At 69.9% G+C, this 17,880-nt stretch carries 15 protein-coding genes; 7 read left to right on the top strand and 8 right to left on the bottom strand.

The genetic code is table 11. The annotated features are described in order from the left end of the window. Positions 1-135 precede the first annotated feature (135 nt). From IE266_RS08435 to IE266_RS08410, 6 genes are read right to left on the bottom strand one after another with little or no spacing between them, the layout of a single operon-like run. The gene (locus tag IE266_RS08435) at positions 136-1,068 is read right to left on the bottom strand and encodes a TonB family protein (RefSeq protein WP_189679625.1); all 933 of its coding nucleotides are present in this window, start codon (positions 1,066-1,068) and stop codon (positions 136-138) included. Beyond that, positions 1,065-1,451 (bottom strand): ExbD/TolR family protein, encoded by a 387-nt coding sequence (locus IE266_RS08430; RefSeq protein WP_189679624.1) that lies wholly within the window; start codon positions 1,449-1,451, stop codon positions 1,065-1,067. The genes IE266_RS08435 and IE266_RS08430 overlap by 4 nt, the downstream gene beginning before the upstream one ends. Next, positions 1,448-1,822, bottom strand: a complete 375-nt coding sequence (locus IE266_RS08425; protein WP_229863950.1) for an ExbD/TolR family protein — start codon at positions 1,820-1,822, stop codon at positions 1,448-1,450. Before IE266_RS08425 ends, IE266_RS08430 begins: the two co-directional genes overlap by 4 nt. Then, positions 1,812-2,465, bottom strand: a complete 654-nt coding sequence (locus IE266_RS08420) for a MotA/TolQ/ExbB proton channel family protein (RefSeq protein WP_189679623.1) — start codon at positions 2,463-2,465, stop codon at positions 1,812-1,814. The genes IE266_RS08425 and IE266_RS08420 overlap by 11 nt, the downstream gene beginning before the upstream one ends. Continuing rightward, entirely contained in the window at positions 2,462-2,878 is a 417-nt protein-coding gene (locus IE266_RS08415) for a hypothetical protein (RefSeq protein ID WP_189679622.1), read from the bottom strand. The genes IE266_RS08420 and IE266_RS08415 overlap by 4 nt, the downstream gene beginning before the upstream one ends. 10 nt (positions 2,879-2,888) lie before the next feature. Next, positions 2,889-4,913 carry a TonB-dependent receptor domain-containing protein gene (locus IE266_RS08410; protein ID WP_189679621.1) on the bottom strand — a complete coding sequence of 675 codons (2,025 nt, stop codon included), beginning with the start codon at positions 4,911-4,913 and terminating at the stop codon, positions 2,889-2,891. 222 nt (positions 4,914-5,135) lie between these two features. Between IE266_RS08410 and IE266_RS08405 the strand changes: the two genes are divergently transcribed. The 7 genes from IE266_RS08405 to IE266_RS08375 all read left to right on the top strand — a co-directional run bounded on the left by IE266_RS08405 (position 5,136) and on the right by IE266_RS08375 (position 14,017). Then, a complete protein-coding gene (locus IE266_RS08405; protein WP_229863948.1) occupies positions 5,136-6,191 on the top strand; it encodes a hemin-degrading factor in 1,056 nt (351 codons plus the stop codon). After that, positions 6,188-7,033 (top strand): heme/hemin ABC transporter substrate-binding protein, encoded by an 846-nt coding sequence (locus IE266_RS08400; protein WP_189679620.1) that lies wholly within the window; start codon positions 6,188-6,190, stop codon positions 7,031-7,033. Before IE266_RS08405 ends, IE266_RS08400 begins: the two co-directional genes overlap by 4 nt. A 3-nt stretch (positions 7,034-7,036) precedes the next feature. Continuing rightward, positions 7,037-8,095: a FecCD family ABC transporter permease gene (locus IE266_RS08395; RefSeq protein ID WP_189679619.1), complete on the top strand. Its 1,059-nt coding sequence runs from the start codon at positions 7,037-7,039 to the stop codon at positions 8,093-8,095. After that, positions 8,095-8,874, top strand: a complete 780-nt coding sequence (locus tag IE266_RS08390) for a heme ABC transporter ATP-binding protein (protein WP_189679618.1) — start codon at positions 8,095-8,097, stop codon at positions 8,872-8,874. Before IE266_RS08395 ends, IE266_RS08390 begins: the two co-directional genes overlap by 1 nt. Positions 8,875-9,105: 231 nt before the next feature. After that, positions 9,106-10,008 (top strand): calcium-binding protein, encoded by a 903-nt coding sequence (locus IE266_RS08385; protein WP_189679617.1) that lies wholly within the window; start codon positions 9,106-9,108, stop codon positions 10,006-10,008. A 263-nt stretch (positions 10,009-10,271) separates the two neighbouring features. Continuing rightward, complete coding sequence (locus tag IE266_RS08380; RefSeq protein WP_189679616.1) at positions 10,272-11,384, top strand: metallophosphoesterase family protein; 1,113 nt, start codon at positions 10,272-10,274, stop codon at positions 11,382-11,384. 50 nt (positions 11,385-11,434) lie between these two features. Further along, the gene (locus IE266_RS08375; protein WP_189679615.1) at positions 11,435-14,017 is read left to right on the top strand and encodes an AAA family ATPase; all 2,583 of its coding nucleotides are present in this window, start codon (positions 11,435-11,437) and stop codon (positions 14,015-14,017) included. Between the two features lie 34 nt (positions 14,018-14,051). Here the strand turns inward: IE266_RS08375 and metH are convergent, their stop codons facing one another. Continuing rightward, positions 14,052-16,811 (bottom strand): methionine synthase, encoded by a 2,760-nt coding sequence (metH, locus tag IE266_RS08370; RefSeq protein WP_229863947.1) that lies wholly within the window; start codon positions 16,809-16,811, stop codon positions 14,052-14,054. Then, on the bottom strand, positions 16,762-17,811 hold the full coding sequence (locus IE266_RS08365; RefSeq protein WP_189679613.1) for a homocysteine S-methyltransferase family protein: 1,050 nt from the start codon (positions 17,809-17,811) through the stop codon (positions 16,762-16,764). The genes metH and IE266_RS08365 overlap by 50 nt, the downstream gene beginning before the upstream one ends. Positions 17,812-17,880 lie beyond the last annotated feature (69 nt).

Here is a 17,880-nt window from a genome sequence, read left to right as displayed (position 1 = left end):
CTCTTCTTGACAAATACCTCCGGGGGAGCCGCCGAAGGCGGCGGGGGCAGCGCCCCCAAACGCGCCCTGGCCACAGGCGTTGACGCCCGTCAAGGGCGTAGGGCGGGGTTCACCCCGCCGCGCCTCGGGTGGAACTTACCGGCCCTCGATCCGGATCGAGTAATCGCGCCGCGCCCCGGCTGGCGGGGCGGGGAAGGGGGCGGCCTTCTGCAGCACCGCCAGCGCCGCGCTGTCCAGCGCCGCAGAGCCCGAGGAGCGCGCCACGCTGGCCGCGGCCAATGCACCGTTGGCGGCGATCGAGAAGCGGATCACCGCCTCGCCGCGCACCTGAACCCGTGGGCGCGGCACCCGGCTGATGCGCCGCATGACCTGGCCCGGGTAGTTGTCGGCTGCCGCATTGCCCGCGGCGTTTCCGGCGGCAGCCTTCTGCGATTGCGCGGCCCTGGTCTTCACGGTCTCGGCGCCGGTCTCGCTGCCTGAGCGTGCATTGCGGTCGGCATTGCCGGGGGCGGGGGCCGGGGCGGGTGGTTTCGGCCGGGCCTTGGGCCGGGGCGAATTCTCGACCACCTGCGTCGGTTCGGGTTCGGGCGTCACCGTCTCCTCGGGCGGCACCTCGGCGGTCCGCTCGGGTTCGGGTCGCACCGTCTCGGGTGGCGGAAGTGCCTCGGTCTGTTGCGGCTCGACCTTCGCGGTCTCGGTCGGGGCCGGCACCGTCGGGGCCAGCGTCGGGACCGGCGGCGTGGCGGCCTGGGCCGGTGTCGCGGTCAGCGGTTGCGGCGCCGCGCTGGGCGTCGCCTGGGCCGTCACCGTCGGTGTCACGGCGGGCGGCGGGGTGCGGGCGGTGACCGGTTCCACCGGCTGCACCGTCTCGCTGAGCGCGACTGGCTGCGGGGTCTGCACCCCGGCGCTGAGGTCGGCAAAGCTCGACCCGATGGCCGAGGCGGCCACTTCGGCGCCGCCCTGCATGGCAACATCGGCGGGGCGCAGCGTCAGCCCCATCGCGGCGAGGTGGCCGCCGGCCGAGACCGTCAGCACCAGCAGCGCCAGCTTGCGGGAACTCGGGATCATTCCTGCCCCCGCATGGTTGAGATCACGACGCGCTCGACCCCGGCAGCGCGCAGTTCCGCGCCGATCCGCAGCAGGTCGGCGGCGGGCAGGGCGCGGTCGGGCATCAGCCGCACCACGTCGCGCGGCCGGCTATCGGGGCGGTCGAGATAGGCACTGGCCGAGGTCAGCACGCTGCCGCGATAACGCAACTCGCCGTCGGCCATGATGACCAGCGCATCGGGCGGGGCGCGGCCTTCGAGGTCGGCGGTCTCGACCAGGTCGATTCCGCGTTCCTGTGAGGGGGCGAGGGTGCCTGCGACCATGAAGAAGACCAGCATCAGGAAGACGACATTGATGAGCGCGATCGTCGGCTCGCGCGGGCGGCGGGGGGCGGGGCGCTTCATGACGGGGCCAGGATGCTGAAGCGCAGGCCGGGACGGGCGCGCAAGATCACCAGCACGTCGGCCAGGCGCTGCGACGTCACTTCGGGTGCGAGGCTGAGAACCAGCTGCGCCTGGGTCTCGGGCTCCAGTCGTGCGGGCAGGTCTTCGAGCGTTAGCGGCTGCGCGTTCAGGCGCAGCCCCTCTTCGGCGACCTGAAGGAAGAGCACCTTGCCTTCGGCTGCGGAGCCGGGCGCGCTGGAGGCGACCAGGTCCACTTCGGAGAACTTCGAGAAGGTCGAGGAGAGCATGAAGAACAGCAGCAGCAGGAAGATCACGTCGATCAGCGAGGTCATCGACAGGGCGCGGCGCCGGTAGCGGGCCCTAAGCGACATGGGCCGCCGGCCCAGCTGCGCGCGTCCGTTCCCCGGCCGGGGTCAGGATGGCGGAAAAGCCCTGTTCGGCGATCACGCGTTCGGCGGCCATGCGGCTTTCGAGCCAGGACAGCACTACCGAGGTCGGCATTGCCACGCCAAGGCCCACGGCCGTGGTCAGCAGCGCGACCCAGATGCCGCCGGCCAGCAGCGAGGGGTCGACCTGCGCGCCCGCCGCCTGCAGCGACTGGAAGGCCTCGATCATGCCGAGCACGGTGCCGAAGAGCCCCATGAGCGGGGCCAGCTGGGCCACCGAGTCAAGATAGCGGAAACCGCGTTCGAGCCGGGCGAAACGGGTCTCGGCCTCGGCTTCGAGCCGGGCGCGGATGCCCTCGGCGCCGTGGTGCGACATCGCCATGTCGAACAGCGGCTGCAGGTAGCTGCGGCCCTCGGCCACATCGCGGCGGGCCTCGGCGCGGGCGCCGGCATCCCAATGGGCCACGGCGCGGCGCAGGGCGCGGTGCCGGCCGACGCCGGCTGCGCGGAACTGCCAGAGCTTGTAGAGGATCACCGCCACCGTCAGCACCGAGACCAGCGCCAGAACGGCCACCACCGGCCCGCCAAGTGCGACGGCGCCCTTCACCGCGTCGACAAGGCCGGTCATCGCAGCAGCTCCGTCGCGGTGCGGCTCGATACCTCGAGCGTGCTGGCGCAGAGGTCGCTCGGCTGGCCGCCGGCGGTGCAGCTGCTGGCGCCGTTGAACAGCACGCGGCCGAGATTGTCGCAGGCCAGGCCGTCGACCTGGAACTGGCGCACCCTTTCGCGGCCCTGCGGCAGGGCGCCGAAATCGAACAGGGTCAGGCGGTCGACGCTGCCCTGGGCATCGAAGAGCACGGTCTCGAAGACCGCGCCGTCGATGGCCGTGGCGTGGCGGTTGGTTACCACGAAGGTCAGTCGGCAGTCGGCGTCGGCGGGCTCCTGCCGGTTCAGCTCGATGGTCAGGCCGCCGGTCTCCTCCGCCCGCGCCGCCGGGCTGGCGAGCGCGATGCTGGCAAGCAGGGTGAGCGTAAATCGCATGTCTTGGTCCTCAGAACAGTCGTGACAGGGTCACCTTGAAATTGCGCCCCGGTGCGGGACGCGTGGAAAGGTGCGGGGTATAGGCGCGGTCGAAGAGGTTCTCGATACCGGCGCGGATGATGGTGCCTTCAAGTGGCCCGGATTGCGGGTTCCAGGTCAGGCGCAGGTTGTGCACGCCGAAGCCCGGCACGCGGGTCGTGGCGGTGGTGACGGGGCGGGCGGCGGCGACCTCCCAGCTGAGATCCAGCGCCTCGCCGAACCGGCGGCCCAGCGTCAGACGCCCGGAGTCGGCCGGCGAATTGCGCCAGCGCGCGGCGGTGCCGGCGGCGTTGAACTCCTCGCCCTCGACGATATTGGCGTTGAAGTCGAGGTAGTGGCCGCTCTCGGTGGAATAGGAGGCCTCCAGTTCCAGCCCCCTGGTCTCGACGCGGGCGAGCGGCACGCTCGGGCCGCTGACCGAGGCGGTGTAGGAGGTCACGTCGTAGAGGTCGGTGCTGTAGAGGTTGGCCTTGACCGCCAGTCGGTCGCCGGGGCGGAACAGGTCGGCGCGGTCGAAGGAGGCGCCAATCTCGAAGGTACGCGACTTCTCGGACATGGCGATGAGGGCGGCATTGCCGAGGTCGTCGATGATCGGCAGGGATTCGGTATAGGCGGCGCTGCCGAAGACCGCGAAACCATTGGCGAAGGCGCGGCGGATCGAGAGGCCGCCCATAAGCGCGTCGCTCTCGTAGGGGCCGGCGGTGGCAGCGGTGACGCCCTCGATCCTGGAGCGCTCGTAGCGCAGCGCCGGGCTGATGGTCCAGCCGTCGCCGATCTGCATGTCGTCCACCACGAAGAACGCCAGCCGGCGGTCGGTGCCGCCGGGCGCGGAATCGGCGTCGCGGCGCTTTTTGTGGACCAGTTCGACCCCGGTTCGCAGGTCGTGCCGGATGGCGCCGGTCACTGCATGGGCGGTGTTCTTCACCGTCAGCTTGGTGGTCTGGTAGCGGTGGTCGGCGTTCACCAGGGGCGAGATCTGGGCGAAGTCCGGCGTGCCGTCGAGCGGCGAGGAGCCGGGGACGTAGGTCTGGTCGATCTGCTGGTCGGCCCGCGACAGGATTACGTCGAGGTCGACGAGGTCGTTGCCGGCGGGGTTGAAGTTGTAGGTCAGCACCGCGGTGCGCGAGAGCGTGTCGCGGTCGACGTTGCCGAAGACGTCGGCGACCATGACGAAGCTGTCATAGGGCACGTCGCGGTCGCTCGTTTGCGTCTGGCTGAGCGCCAGGGTCAGCGAATGCTCGCGGTTCTGGCCGAAGGTATAGCGCGCCTTGACGAGGCCCGAGGGCAGGGTGAAGGCGCTGTTGCCGATGGCCGCGCCCTTGCCGTCCTTCTGGATGTCCTGGTCGCGCCAGGTGTAGTTCAGCAGCATCTCGAAATTCTCGGTCGGCTGCCAGGCCAGGATAGACGAGCTGGTGATGCCGTTGCCGTTGCTGGTGAACTCGACGGTCTGGCCGAAGACCACGCCGATTTCGCCGCCGGTGAAGTCGGAGGCGTCCTTGGTCTCGAGCTTGACCACGCCGCCGACGATGCCCGAGCCGAACTCGAAGCTGCCGACCGTGCCGCGGATCACGCTGACCTGCCGGTAGAGGAACGGGTCGGTGTAGAGCTGGGTGCCGATGCGGTAGAGTTCTTCCGCGCCGACGCTGGCGCCGTCGACCTGCACGGCGACCTTCTGGTCGGTGCCGAAGGTGCCGTTGGCCCCGAAGCCGCGGATGTTGATGCCGGAGCCGCCGGGGGTCGACCCGTTCACCAGGGTGACGCCGGGCACGGAATCGACGAGTTCGGCAATCGTGCCGGCCTGGCGGTCGTCCATCTCTTCCTGGTTGACCGAGGTGACGGGCGTTGCGGTGCCGGTCTGCACCTCGCGCTTGCTCAGGCCGAGGACCAGGGTGCCGAGGAAGCCGTCGCCGGCCTCCTGGGCGGTTGCGCTGCCCGCCGCCGCGAGCATCGCGGTGGTGCCGAGCAGGAATGCACGTATGTCAGGAATTGCTTTCATCAGCCCCCTCGCAGGCGAACCAGTTGGCCGGATGCTTGCAATCGCTGGCGGGGCACAATGAGAATTTCGCGGCCGAAGCTTATCGACCGCTTGCGCCTTCTAAAAAAGATTACTAAAAGCGTCAAGAATAAAGGTTGAGATTTTCACTCAAGCTTTTGCCAGCCGGTGCCGGAAGCGTGCCCGCCAGCCCTCTCCCCGAAAACTGCAAGGCAAAGGTGTCCCGTGACCCAACCCAACCCGCTTACCGCCGAGGCGATCCGCGCCGCGCGCGTCGAAAACCCGAAAATGCGCGACCGCGACCTGGCCGACAAGCTCGGCATCAGCGAGGCGCAGCTTGTCGCCGCGCATTGCGGTCACGGTGTCACCGCGATCGACCCGCATATGGATGGCTTCATGGGCGCGGCCGCCTCCTTTGGCGAGGTCATGGCGCTGACCCGCAACGAGGACTGCGTGATCGAGAAGGTGGGGGCCTATGCCAACTACCGCTACGGCCCTCATGCCTCGATGGTGCTGAACGACGACATCGACCTGCGGATGTTCCCGGCGCATTGGCGGTATGCCTATATGGTCGAGAAGGAAACCGAGATCGGAATCCGGCGCAGCCTGCAGGCCTTCGACGAGGCGGGCGATGCGGTGCACAAGATCTTTCTGCGCGACGGGGCCGACCTGGCGGCCTGGGACAAGGCCAAGGCCGATCTGCGGCTGGCGGAACAGGCGCAGACGCTGACCGTCGAGGCGCGCCAGCCTGACGAGCCGCCGCGCTCGGCGCCCGACAAGCTGGATATCCTGCGCAAGGAATGGGCGCGGATGACGGATACCCACCAGTTCCTGCGGCTGACGGCCAAGCTCAAGATGAACCGCCTTGGCGCCTATCGCATCGCCGGTGCGCCCTTCGTGCGGCCGCTGGCGGTGAGCGCCTTCAATGACATGCTGGAGAAGGTGCAGGCGCAGGGGCTGGAGATCATGGTCTTTGTCGGCAACCGCGGCTGTATCGAGATCCACTCGGGGCCGATCCACACGCTGAAGCCGATGGGGCCCTGGCAGAACGTGCTGGACCCGGGGTTCAACCTGCACCTGCGGCTGGACCGGATTGCCGAGGTCTGGGCGGTCGACAAGCCGACCCAGCGGGGTCCGGCGGTCTCGGTCGAGGCGTTCAACAAGGATGGCGGGCTGATCCTGCAGGTCTTCGGCGTCGGCAAGGAAGGCCGCGACTGCCGCCCGGCCTGGGGCGAACTGGTGGCAGGCCTCGAAGGGCTGACGGCCGAGGTCGAGGCATGAGGGGGCTGAAGGCGGCGCTGCTGGCGCTGGCGCTGGCCGCGCCGGCGCAGGCGGCGGACAAGGCGGGCGGTATCGTCTCGGTTGGCGGAGCGATCACCGAGATCGTCTTCGCGCTTGGCGCGGGCGACCGGCTGGCGGCACGCGATGCCACCTCGCTTTACCCCGAGGCGGCGCAGGCGCTGCCCGATGTCGGCTATCTGCGCGCGCTCTCACCCGAGGGGGTGCTCTCGGTCGGGCCTTCGCTGATCCTGGCCGACCAGGGGGCGGGGCCGCCCGAGACGATGGAGGTGCTCAAGGCGGCCTCGATCCCGCTGGTCCTGATCCCGGACGTCTATTCGGCCGAGGGCGTCGCCGCGAAGGTCACCGCCGTGGGCGCGGCCATTGGCGAGGCGGAGAAGGCGGCGGCGCTGGCGGCCGAGGTGACGGGCAGGATTACGGAAGCCACTGCGCAGGCGAAGGCGCGGGCGGGCGATACTCCCAAGCGCGTGCTCTTCATCCTGAGCGCGGCGGGCGGGCGCATCATGGCCTCGGGCAGCGGCACCGCTGCCGATGCGATGATCGCGCTGGCGGGGGCCGAGAACGCGGTGAGCGGGTTCGAGGGCTACAAGCCCCTGACCGACGAGGCGATCCTGGCCGCCGCGCCGGACGCGATCCTGATGATGGAGCGCGGCGGCGAGCATGACAGCCCGGTCGACGAGCTTGTTGCCCTGCCGGCCATTGCCGCCACCCCCGCCGGTCAGGCCCGCGCGGTGGTGCGGATGGAGGGGCTGTATCTTCTCGGCTTCGGCCCGCGCACGGGCGATGCAGTGGGCGAGCTGAGCGCGGCGCTCTACGGGAACTGAGCCATGGCGGCGACCGAGCAGATCGCGCTGGCCCTGCCGGACCGGCGCAGCCGAGCCCGGCGGGCGCATCTGGTGCTGGGCGGGGGGCTGGCGCTGGCCTGCCTGCTGAGCCTTGCGGTGGGGGCCTCGGGCACCTCGCTCTGGGGCGCGCTGGAGAAGCTGGCGACCGGCGTGCCGCTGACGGCGGCCGAGCAGACCGTGCTCTGGACCATACGGATGCCGCGGATGCTGCTGGCGATCTGCGTCGGCGCCGGGCTGGCGGTCTCGGGTGCGGTGCTGCAGGGGCTGTTCCGCAACCCGCTGGCCGATCCCGGCATCGTCGGCGTAAGCGCGGGTGCGGGACTTGGCGCGATCAGCGCCATCGTGCTGGGCGCGGCGCTGCCGGCGGTCCTGTCGGGGCCCTGGCTGCTGCCGCTCGCGGCCTTCCTGGGGGCCTGGGGCGCGACGGGGCTGCTCTATGCCGTGGCCACACGGCGCGGGCGCACCTCGGTCGCCACCATGCTGCTGGCGGGCATAGCGCTGACCGCGATGGCCGGGGCGATGTCGGGCGGGTTGATCTACATGGCCGATGATGCGCAGCTGCGCGACGTGACCTTCTGGCAACTCGGTTCGTTGGCTGGGGCGACCTGGGCCAAGTTGGCCGTGGCCGCGCCGGTGACCCTGGCCGCGCTGCTGCTGGCCGTCACGCTGGGGCGCGGGCTGAATGGGCTGGCGCTGGGCGAGGCGGCGGCGGGCCACATGGGCCTGCCGGTGCAGCGGATCAAGGCGCTGGCCATCCTGGCCGCTGCCGCGGCGACGGGGGCGGCGGTTGCCGTTTCCGGTGGCATCGCCTTTGTCGGTATCGTGGTGCCGCACCTGCTGCGGCTGGCCACCGGGCCGGACCACGAACCTCTTCTGCCTAATGCCGCGCTGCTGGGGGCGAGCCTGCTGCTGGTGGCCGATGTGATAAGCCGGGTGATCGTCGCGCCCGCCGAGTTGCCCATCGGCATCGTCACCGCGATCCTCGGCGCGCCGGTGTTCCTGTGGATCCTGCTGCGCCGGCGCGGGCTGGTGGACCTGTGATGCTGCGCGCAACCGACATCCGCGTCCGCATCGGCGGCAAGCCGATCCTGCAGGGTGTCGATTTCCGCGCCGAGTCGGGGCAGGTCACCGCCATCGTCGGGCCCAACGGCTCGGGCAAGTCGACGCTGCTCAAGGCGATCACCGGCGAGGTCGACAGCACCGGGGGGCTGGAGATCAACGGCGCCGACATCCGCCGCCGCAAGCCCTGGGAACTGGCCGCGATCCGGGGCGTGCTGCCGCAGGCGGCGGTGCTGTCCTTCCCCTTCCAGGTCGGCGAGGTGGTGCGCATGGGGCTGCGTGCGGGGATCTCTGCCAGCCGCAGCCGGCTGCCGGAGATGGCGCTGGCGGCCGTGGGCCTCGAGGGCTATGCCGGGCGGCTCTATCAGGAGCTGTCGGGCGGCGAGCAGCAGCGGGCGCAACTTGCCCGCGTGCTCTGCCAGGTCTGGGAGCCGTTGGTGGACGGCCAGCCGCGCTGGCTGCTGCTGGACGAGCCGGTCGCCAGCCTCGACATCGGCCACCAGCTGGTGGTGATGCAGCTGCTGCGCCGTTACGCCGAAGGCGGCGGCGGGGTGGTGGCAGTGATGCATGACCTCAACCTCTCGGCCATGTTCGCCGACCGCATGACGGTCATGGCGCGCGGGCGGGTCACCGCCTCTGGCGCGCCGGGCGAGGTGATGACCGACGCCGTTCTTTCGGCCACCTATGGCTGCGAGCTGCGGGTGAATGCCGCCCCAGCGGGGCAGAGCTTCCTGCTGCCGCACATGGCCGTGGCACCCTGAAAATTCGCGTGCCACGACCGCCGTATTACTTGACAGTTTTAATCATCTTTTCTAGACAGCGGGGGCAAGGCAGCGGGCGAAGGCCACTTCGCCGCAGTCGCGCCGGACAGACCGCGCGACCGGACCCCAGCATTTCAGCAGCACGCAGCCCGCCAGGGCATCAAAGATATTTGGTCCGGTGCCGCCCGCCGCCCTGAAAGGGTCCCGGAGCGGCCACGCAAAGGAGACGTCATGACCATCACCATCCGTACCGGCAACGCCGGCGCCACCGATTTCCTTGCCTATCTCGACACCTTCGACGCCGATTTCGTGTCCTCCGGGCGCGGTGGTTTCTCGAACGGCCTTTCGGGCGACTATGCCGCCTCGGAAGTCGCGCTGTCCGAGACCGCCGATCTGGACGCGCAGGCCTATGTCATCCGTGGTCCGATTTCCTACAACATGGCGACCCATGTCATCAGCGGCCCCGTTGCCGGGGTCGAGTTCGGCCATGGCGTGACCGCCACCGGGACCGAGGGCGGCGCGGACGTCTATGCCTTCGAGGCGCTGGACTACTCGGTGCGCTTCTCGCCGGCGCTGGCGGACCCCGAGGCGCATGATGTGATCTACGGGCTGTTCGGCTCGGGCGAAGCGGGCGCGGGCAAGACCGACCCGCTGGCCGAACTGCTCCGGATGGACTCGATCAAGTTCGTCGGCGCGGGCGGGAACGATGTGTTCCTGGGATACGCCGGGGACGACGTGCTGAACGGGCGGGCCGGCAACGACGTGTTGTTCGGTGGTGCGGGAGATGACCTGCTGATTGGCGCTACCGGTCGCGACGTGCTGCGCGGTGGCGCGGGTGACGACGTGCTGGTCGGCGGCATGGGGCGTGACGTGCTGCACGGCGGCAAGGGCGAGGATACCTTCCGCTTTGTCGAGAAGTTCGGCCGCGACATCATCCGCGATTTCAAGCCCGGCACCGACTTGCTCGACTTCTCGCAGACCAGCGGCGAGGCGACCAGCCTTCAGGAGTTCCTGGACGCCAGCACCGAGGCCAACGGCCGCCTGGTCTATGACATGGACGGGGACGGCCAGAACGTGATCGTGCTCGTCGGCGTCGGCCTTGGCGATCTGACGGCCAACGACTTCCTGTTCTGACCCTCGGGGGGCGGCGGGGGACTCGCCGGCCCTCAAATCCGGGCGGGCAGGGGCGATGTGTCCCTGCCTTGCCTCCGGCCTGTTCCGAAATGCCGATCCGCGCATCCTCGCGGTGGCATCCGGTTGCCATCCGATGCAGATTGGCGTGACCGATTTCGTCACCCTTGCCGTGCAGACTGGCCGCGGTGTGCGAATCGCCGTGAATTGGAATGGAAGGCCGAACCGATGCAACAGACCCTTCGGATGCCGGGATTGACCCGGCGATGATCCGTGTGCTGCACAGCTCTGACCTGCATCTGGGCAAGCCCTTCGGCGGCTTCCCCGAAGAGGTGCGCCACCGCCTGCGCCAGGCCCGGCAGGACAGCATCGCCCGGCTGGGCGAGGCGGCTCGCGCGGGCGGGGCGAGCCATGTGCTGCTGGCCGGCGATATCTTCGACACCATGACGCCGCAGCGCGCCACCCTGCGCCAGGCGATGAACGCCATAGCCGGGCAGGACGACCTGACCTGGGTGCTGATGCCGGGCAACCATGACCACCTCGGCGCGGTCGAGATCTGGGGCACGCTGGCGCGCGAGCGCCCAGCCAACGTGGCGCTGGCGCTGGAGCCTGCGCCGGTGGAACTGGCGCCCGGCGCGGTGCTGCTGCCGGCGCCCTGCACGACCAAGACGCCGGGGCGCGACCTGACCGAGTGGATGGATGCGGCGCCGACCGGCGAGGCCATCCGCATCGGCCTGGCGCATGGGTCGATTCGCGATTTCCGCTCGGTCGAGGAGATGGGCGGCGAGGGTGGCGCGGTGATCGCGCCGGACCGGGCGCGGCGGGCGGGGCTCGACTATCTCGGGTTCGGGGACTGGCATGGCCGGATCGAGGTGACGGCGAACACCTGGTATTCCGGCGCGCCCGAGCCTGACAGCTTCAAGCCGCACCGCCCCGCCGGGGCGCTGCTGGTGACAATCGCCGCGCCGGGGGCGACGCCCGAGGTGCGCGAGGTCGAGACCGGGCAGATCGCCTGGACGCGGCTGGTCCTTGACCTGCTGGAGGCCGAGGATGCGCCGTCGCGGCTGGCCGGGGCGCTGCCGCCGCTGGGCCAGCGCGAGCGCACGCTGCTGGATATCCGCGCCGCGGGCCGCGTGCGGCTGGCCGCGCAGGCGGCGCTGGCCCATGCCATTGCCGATGTCGCGCCCGATTTCCTCTGGGCCGACAGCGATCTCTCGGCGCTTGCTGTCAGCCATGACACCACCGACCTCGCCGGGATCGACGAGCGGGGCGCGGTGCGCGATGCCGCAGAGGCGCTGGCCGCCGCGGCCGATGCGGGCGACGCCACTGCCGCCGCCGCGCTGAGCCGGCTGTACACCTATGCCATGGACGTCAAATGAAGATCCGCGCGCTTACCCTTGAGAATGTTCGGAAATTCGGTGGCAGGCGGGTGTCGATTGCCGGCATCGGCGATGGGATCACGGTGATCTCGGAGGCCAATGAGTTCGGCAAGTCGACCTTCTTCGACGCGATCCACGCGGTGGTCTTTGAAAAGCACACCGGCACCTCGGGCGAAATCCAGAAGTTGCGCCCGCGCGCCGGGGGGGGCGTGCGCATCACACTCGACTTTGAGCTGGAGAGTGGGCGCTACCGGGTTGAGAAGCGGTTCCTGGCGCAGAAGGGGGCCACGGTCACCGACCTCGACCGGGGCACGGTCATCGCCCGCGACGGTGAGGCCGAGGACTGGATGGCGCAGCATGTCGCCGCCGCCGAACAGGGGCCCGCGGGGCTGCTCTGGGTGCGGCAGGGGGTGCTGGGGCTGGAACCGCTGGACGGCAAGAAATCAGAGAAGGACCGGCTGACCGAGGCGCGGCGCGACCTGCTGAGCTCGGTTGCAGGCGAGATCGAGCAGGTGACCGGCGGGCGCACGATGGACCGCATCCTGCGGCGCTGCCAGGAGGACCTCGATGCGCTGGCGACCGGCGCCCGGCTGTCGCCCAAGGGCGCGTTCAAGGAGACCGAGGAGGCGCGAAAGGCGCTGGAGGCGGAGCTTGCGGTGCTGGAGCAGCAATGCAGCGACCTGGCCGAAGCGCTGGCCGAGCGGCGGCGGATCGAGGGCGAGTTGCAGCGCCTGGACGACCCGGCCGAGAAGGCGCGGCGCGAGAGTGACCTGAGGGAGGCGCGCGTTGCCGCCCAGGCGGCCGAAAGCCATGCCCAGAAGATTGCCGCCGCCAAGGGCGAGCTGGACCTGGCAGCGATGCGGCAGGGCGAGGCCGAGCGGCAGCGCAGGGGCCTTGCCGATGCCATCGTCGCGGCCGGGACGGCGGCCGAGGGGCTGGCGAAGGCCGAGGCGCTTCAGGCCAAAGCGGGAGCGGCGCTGGATGACCTGCGCGCGGGCGAGGCGGGGCTGGCCAGAGCATTGGAGCAGGCCGTAGCGGCGGCGCGGGCCCTGCGGGCCGAGCTGACGCAGGCCGAGCGGGCCGAGCGGGTAAAGCGTGCCCGTGACGAGGCGGAACGGCTGTCCAAGCTGCTTGAGGAAGTGCGCGCCCATATCGCCGCCGCCGCCGAAATGCGCGAACGCATCGCCGACAACCCGGCGACGCCGCGCGCGCTCGCCTTGGCCGAGGCGGCGGTGGCCGAGGTTGCCGCCCTGCGCGGCGCCATCGCCGCCAGTCTGCCGCGCCTGACCGTCACCTACAGCGGCGAGACGCGGCTCATGCAGGCGGGCCAGCCGCTGCCGGGGGGCGAGGCGATCGCGCTGGAGCATGGCGCCGAGATCGAGATGCCGGGCATCGGCCGGTTGCATGTCGACCTGCCGCAGGGCACGGATACGGAGGAGGCGCAGCGCCGTCTGGCGATGGCGCTGGCCGCCGAGGCCGAGGCGCTGGCGGCCTGTGGCGCGGACACGCTTTCCGCGGCGCGCCAGCGGGCGCAGGCGCGGCAGGCCGACGAGGCGGCGGCCAAGCTTGCCGAGCAGATGCAGCGTTCGCTGGCGCCCGTGGGGGTCGATGCCTTGGAACGCGAGCTGGCCAGCTTCCGCGAGACGGTGAAGGGGGCGACCCATGCGCCGGTGCGCCCGGTCGAGGAGATCGCCGCCGCGCTGGAGGCAGCCGAGACGCAGGAGGCCGAGGCGCGCGGGCGGCTCGCCTCGCTGGCGGCGCAGATCGGTGATGCGCGCGAGGCGGCGGCCGCCTCGGCCAGCGCGCTCGCCGCGGCGCGGGATGCGCACGCCTCGGCCGAGGCCGCCGCCGGGCCGGCCGAGGACAGGACGGCGCGCCTGGCCGCGCTGGCCGAGGCGGCGGACAGGGCCCGCGCCGAGACCGCGACCCGGCAGGCGGCCTTTGATCGCCTGGCCGCCGATGCGCCCGATGCGGCCACGGCGGCGGCCAACCTCAAGCGCGCCGAGACCGCCTTCGACAACGCCCGCCGCCGCCGCGAGCAATTGGTCGAGCGCCGCGCCGACCTCTCGGCCCGGATCGACACCCGCGCCGAGGAGGGCGTCGAGGAACGCCGCGACGAGGTGGCCGGGCGGCTGGCCGCCGCGACCGAGCGGGCGGCGCGCTTTCAGGCCGAGGTGGATGCGCTGGTGCGGCTGCGCGATGCGCTGGAAACCGCCCGTGCGGGGGCGCGCGAGGCCTATTTCGAGCCGGTGCAGGACGAGCTGCGCCCGCTGCTGCGCATCCTGCACGAGGATGCCGGGATCGACTGGGAGACCGACAGCATCATGCCGGGCGCGCTGCGCCGGGGGGGCGAGACCGAGGCCTTCGACACGCTCTCGGGCGGGACGCAGGAGCAGATCGCCATTCTGACCCGGCTGGCCTTTGCGCGGCTCTTCGCGCGGCGCGGGCAGCACCTGCCGATCATCCTGGACGATGCGCTGGTCTATTCCGACGACGAGCGCATCGTGAAGATGTTCACCGCGCTGAACCGGGTGGCGATGGAGCAGCAGATCATCGTGTTTTCCTGCCGCCAGCTGGCCTTTGCCGGGCTGGGCGGCGAGCGGCCGGACATCCGCATGGAAGAGGTCGGCTGAGCCCCGGCCGGATCCTGTCCGGCCGGGGCCACGCTCATTCCGCGGCGATGGCCGCGCTGTCGCCGGGGCGATAGTTGAGGATCGGCGCAAGCCAGCGTTCGGCCTCTTCGAACGTCATGCCCTTGCGCGCGGCGTAATCCGCGACCTGGTCGCGTTCCACCTTGGCGACGCCGAAGTAATAGGCGTCGGGATGGCCGATGTAGAGGCCCGAAACCGAGGAACCGGGCATCATCGCCATGCTCTCGGTCAGCTCGACCCCGGCATTGGCGGCGGCGTCGAGCAGCGAGAACAGCGTCCGCTTTTCGGTATGGTCGGGCTGCGCCGGATAGCCGGGAGCCGGGCGGATGCCGCGATAAGGTTCGCCGATCAGCTCTTGCGGTGCGAAGGTCTCGTCCTTGGCATAGCCCCAGAACTCGCGCCGGACGCGCTGGTGCAGCATCTCGGCCATGGCCTCGGCAAAGCGGTCGGCCAGCGCCTTGACCATGATCGAGGAATAGTCGTCGCCCGCCTTCTCGAAGCGTTCCGAGATGGCGACCTCTTCCGCGCCTGCCGTCACCACGAAGCCGCCGACCCAGTCGTCGACGCCTGCGGGGGCGACGAAATCGGCCAGCGCGAGGTTCGGGCTGTCGCGGCGCTTGGAGGATTGCTGGCGCAGCGTGTGCAGCGTGGCCAGCGTCTCGCTGCGCCCGGGGTCGCGGAACAGGCGGATGTCGTCGCCTTGCCGGTTCGCGGGCCAGAAGCCGACAACCGCACGGGGGCCGAACCAATTGCCCTCGATGATCTGCTTCAGCATGGCCTGGGCGTCGGCGAAGAGATTGCGCGCCGCCTCGCCATAAGTCGCGTCCTCGAGGATTCGCGGATAGACGCCCTTGAGCTCCCAGGTTTGGAAGAAGGGCGTCCAGTCGATGAAGCGGGCGATCTCGGCCAGGTCCCAGTCGTTGACCACGCGGGCGCCGGTGAACCGGGGTTCGGGGACGCTGTAGCCGGTCCAGTCGATCTGCATCGCATTGGCCCGCGCCGCCGCCAGCGGCAGGCGCTGCTTGGCCCGCTCGGCGCGTTCGTGGCGTTCGGCCACCTCGGCGTATTCGGCGCGGATGCCATCGACATAGGGCTGCTTCTGCGTCTTGCTGAGCAGCGCCGAGACCACGCCCACCGCGCGGCTGGCGTCGGTGACATAGACCGCCTGGCTGCGCTGGTAGCGCGGCGAGATCTTCACCGCGGTATGCACCTTCGAGGTGGTCGCCCCGCCGATCAGCAGCGGCACGTCGAAGCCTTCGCGTTCCAGCTCGGCCGCCATATGCACCATCTCGTCGAGCGAGGGGGTGATGAGACCCGAGAGGCCGATGATGTCGACCTTGCGCTCCTTCGCCTCGGCAAGGATCTTCTGCGGCGGCACCATGACGCCGAGGTCGATGATCTCGTAGTTATTGCAGGCCAGAACGACGCCGACGATGTTCTTTCCGATGTCGTGGACGTCGCCCTTGACGGTGGCCATCAGCACGCGGCCGGCGGTTTCGCGGCGGCCGTCCTTTTCGGCTTCCATGTAGGGCAGCAGTACGCCGACCGCCTGTTTCATAACGCGGGCCGACTTGACCACCTGCGGCAGGAACATCTTGCCGGCGCCGAAGAGGTCGCCGACCACGTTCATGCCGGCCATCAGCGGCCCCTCGATCACGTCGAGCGGCTTTTCGGCGGCCTGGCGGGCGGCCTCGGTGTCTTCCTCGACGAATTCGGTGATGCCGTTGACCAGTGCGTGTTCCAGCCGCTTCTCGACCGGCCATTCGCGCCATTTCAGGTCACGCTTCTTCTCTTCCTTCTTGTCGCCCTTGAACCGTTCGGCGATCTCGAGAAGGTTCTCGGTCGGGTTGCCGCCATTGGCCGGCGCGCGGTTCAGCACCACGTCCTCGCAGGCCTCGCGCAGGTCGGGGTCGATCTGGTCGTAGACCGCCAGCTGGCCGGCGTTGACGATGCCCATGTCCATCCCCGCCTTGATGGCGTGGTAGAGGAAGACCGCGTGCATTGCCTCGCGCACCGGCTCGTTGCCGCGGAAGCTGAACGAGAGGTTCGAGACGCCGCCCGAGACGTGGCAATGCGGCAGGTTCTGCCTGATCCAGCGGGTCGCCTCGATGAAGTCGACGCCGTAGTTGTCATGCTCCTCGATGCCGGTGGCCACCGCGAAGATGTTCGGGTCGAAGATGATGTCCTCGGGCGGGAAGCCGACCTCTTCGGTCAGGATCCGGTAGGCGCGGGCGCAGATCTCGGTCTTGCGCTGGAAGCTGTCGGCCTGGCCGGTCTCGTCGAAGGCCATGACCACCACGGCGGCGCCATAGGCCAGGCAGAGGCCGGCGTGATGGCGGAAGGCCTCTTCGCCTTCCTTGAGCGAGATCGAGTTCACCACCGGCTTGCCCTGCACGCATTGCAGGCCGGCCTCGATCACCTCCCACTTGGAGCTATCGATCATCACCGGCACGCGGGCGATGTCGGGCTCGGCGGCGACGAGGTTGAGGAAATCGACCATCGCCTGTTTCGAGTCGATCAGCCCCTCGTCCATGTTGATGTCGATGATCTGCGCGCCGTTCTCGACCTGGTCGCGGGCCACGTCCAGCGCCGCGGCATAGTCGCGGTTGGTGATGAGCTTGCGGAAGCGGGCCGAGCCGGTGACATTGGTGCGTTCGCCGACGTTGACGAAGGGGATGTCGCGGGTCAGCACGAAGGGTTCGAGGCCCGAGAGCCTGAGCAGGGGTTCACGCATCGGCCATCTCCCCGATCTTGCGCGGTGAATGGGCGGCGACATGTTCTGCAATCGCGCGGATGTGGTCGGGGGTGGTGCCGCAGCAGCCGCCGACGACGTTGACCAGACCTTCGCGGGCGAAGACCTCGACCTTGCGGGCAGTGTCCTCGGGCTGTTCGTCATACTGGCCGAAGGCATTGGGCAGGCCGGCGTTGGGATAGGCGCAGATCAGCGTGTCGGCCACGCTGGCCAGTTCGGCGAGGTGAGGTCGCATGGCATCGGCGCCAAGCGCGCAGTTCAGCCCGACGGTGAAGGGGCGGGCGTGGCGGACCGAGTGCCAGAAGGCGGTCGGCGTCTGCCCCGAGAGGGTGCGGCCCGATGCATCGGTGATGGTGCCCGAGATCATGATCGGCAGGCGCTTGCCGTGCTCGGAGAAGGCCTCGAAGGCCGCGAAGATCGCCGCCTTGGCATTCAGCGTGTCGAAGATCGTCTCGATCAGGATCAGGTCGGCGCCGCCGGCGATCAGCCCGCGGATCTGCTGGCCATAGGCGCGGCGCAGGTCGTCGAAGGTGACGGCGCGATAGCCGGGGTCGTTCACGTCCGGGCTGATCGAGGCGGTGCGGTTGGTCGGCCCGACCGCCCCGGCGACCCAGCGCGGCTTGCCGTCCTCGGCGGTGGCGCGGTCGATCGCGCGCCGCGCGACGCGCACGCCCTCGGCGTTGAGGTCGAAGACCGCCTGTTCCATCGCGTAATCGGCCTGGGCGATGGTGGTGGACGAGAAGGTATTGGTCTCGACGATATCCGCCCCGGCCTTGGCGAAGGCATAGTGGATATCCTCGACCGCCTGCGGCTGGGTCAGGATCAGCAGGTCGTTGTTGCCCTTCTGCGGGTGGTCGGAATGGATCGCGCAGCTGTGCCCGCCGTGGCCGCGGTAGGCCTCTTCGTCCAGCCCAAGCGTCTGGATCTGGGTGCCCATCGCGCCGTCGAGGATCAGGATCCGGTCGCGCGCGGCGCGGGCAATGGCTTGGTAGGTGTCGGTCGGCGGCAAGTTGAAGCTGGGCATTGTCTTTCCATCGTTTGCGCCCTGCACATAGTCAATCCTGGCACTGGCAGCAAATTCAACATTTGCAGC

The sequence above is a fragment of the Seohaeicola zhoushanensis genome (assembly GCF_014656415.1).
Classification (GTDB): Bacteria; Pseudomonadota; Alphaproteobacteria; order Rhodobacterales; family Rhodobacteraceae; genus Seohaeicola_A; species Seohaeicola_A zhoushanensis.
Note: the sequence above shows the minus strand (reverse complement) of the source record. Positions and strands in the feature narration are given on the sequence as shown.

Bases quoted from the DNA above. Each gene is read 5' to 3' on its own strand.
- IE266_RS08435 (WP_189679625.1), bottom strand. From the start codon at position 1,068: ATGATCCCGAGTTCCCGCAAGCTGGCGCTGCTGGTGCTGACGGTCTCG.
- IE266_RS08430 (WP_189679624.1), bottom strand. From the start codon at position 1,451: ATGAAGCGCCCCGCCCCCCGCCGCCCGCGCGAGCCGACGATCGCGCTC.
- IE266_RS08425 (WP_229863950.1), bottom strand. From the start codon at position 1,822: ATGTCGCTTAGGGCCCGCTACCGGCGCCGCGCCCTGTCGATGACCTCG.
- IE266_RS08420 (WP_189679623.1), bottom strand. From the start codon at position 2,465: ATGACCGGCCTTGTCGACGCGGTGAAGGGCGCCGTCGCACTTGGCGGG.
- IE266_RS08415 (WP_189679622.1), bottom strand. From the start codon at position 2,878: ATGCGATTTACGCTCACCCTGCTTGCCAGCATCGCGCTCGCCAGCCCG.
- IE266_RS08410 (WP_189679621.1), bottom strand. From the start codon at position 4,913: ATGAAAGCAATTCCTGACATACGTGCATTCCTGCTCGGCACCACCGCG.
- IE266_RS08400 (WP_189679620.1), top strand. From the start codon at position 6,188: ATGAGGGGGCTGAAGGCGGCGCTGCTGGCGCTGGCGCTGGCCGCGCCG.
- IE266_RS08395 (WP_189679619.1), top strand. From the start codon at position 7,037: ATGGCGGCGACCGAGCAGATCGCGCTGGCCCTGCCGGACCGGCGCAGC.
- IE266_RS08390 (WP_189679618.1), top strand. From the start codon at position 8,095: ATGCTGCGCGCAACCGACATCCGCGTCCGCATCGGCGGCAAGCCGATC.
- IE266_RS08385 (WP_189679617.1), top strand. From the start codon at position 9,106: ATGACCATCACCATCCGTACCGGCAACGCCGGCGCCACCGATTTCCTT.
- IE266_RS08380 (WP_189679616.1), top strand. From the start codon at position 10,272: ATGATCCGTGTGCTGCACAGCTCTGACCTGCATCTGGGCAAGCCCTTC.
- metH (WP_229863947.1), bottom strand. From the start codon at position 16,811: ATGTCGCCGCCCATTCACCGCGCAAGATCGGGGAGATGGCCGATGCGT.
- IE266_RS08365 (WP_189679613.1), bottom strand. From the start codon at position 17,811: ATGCCCAGCTTCAACTTGCCGCCGACCGACACCTACCAAGCCATTGCC.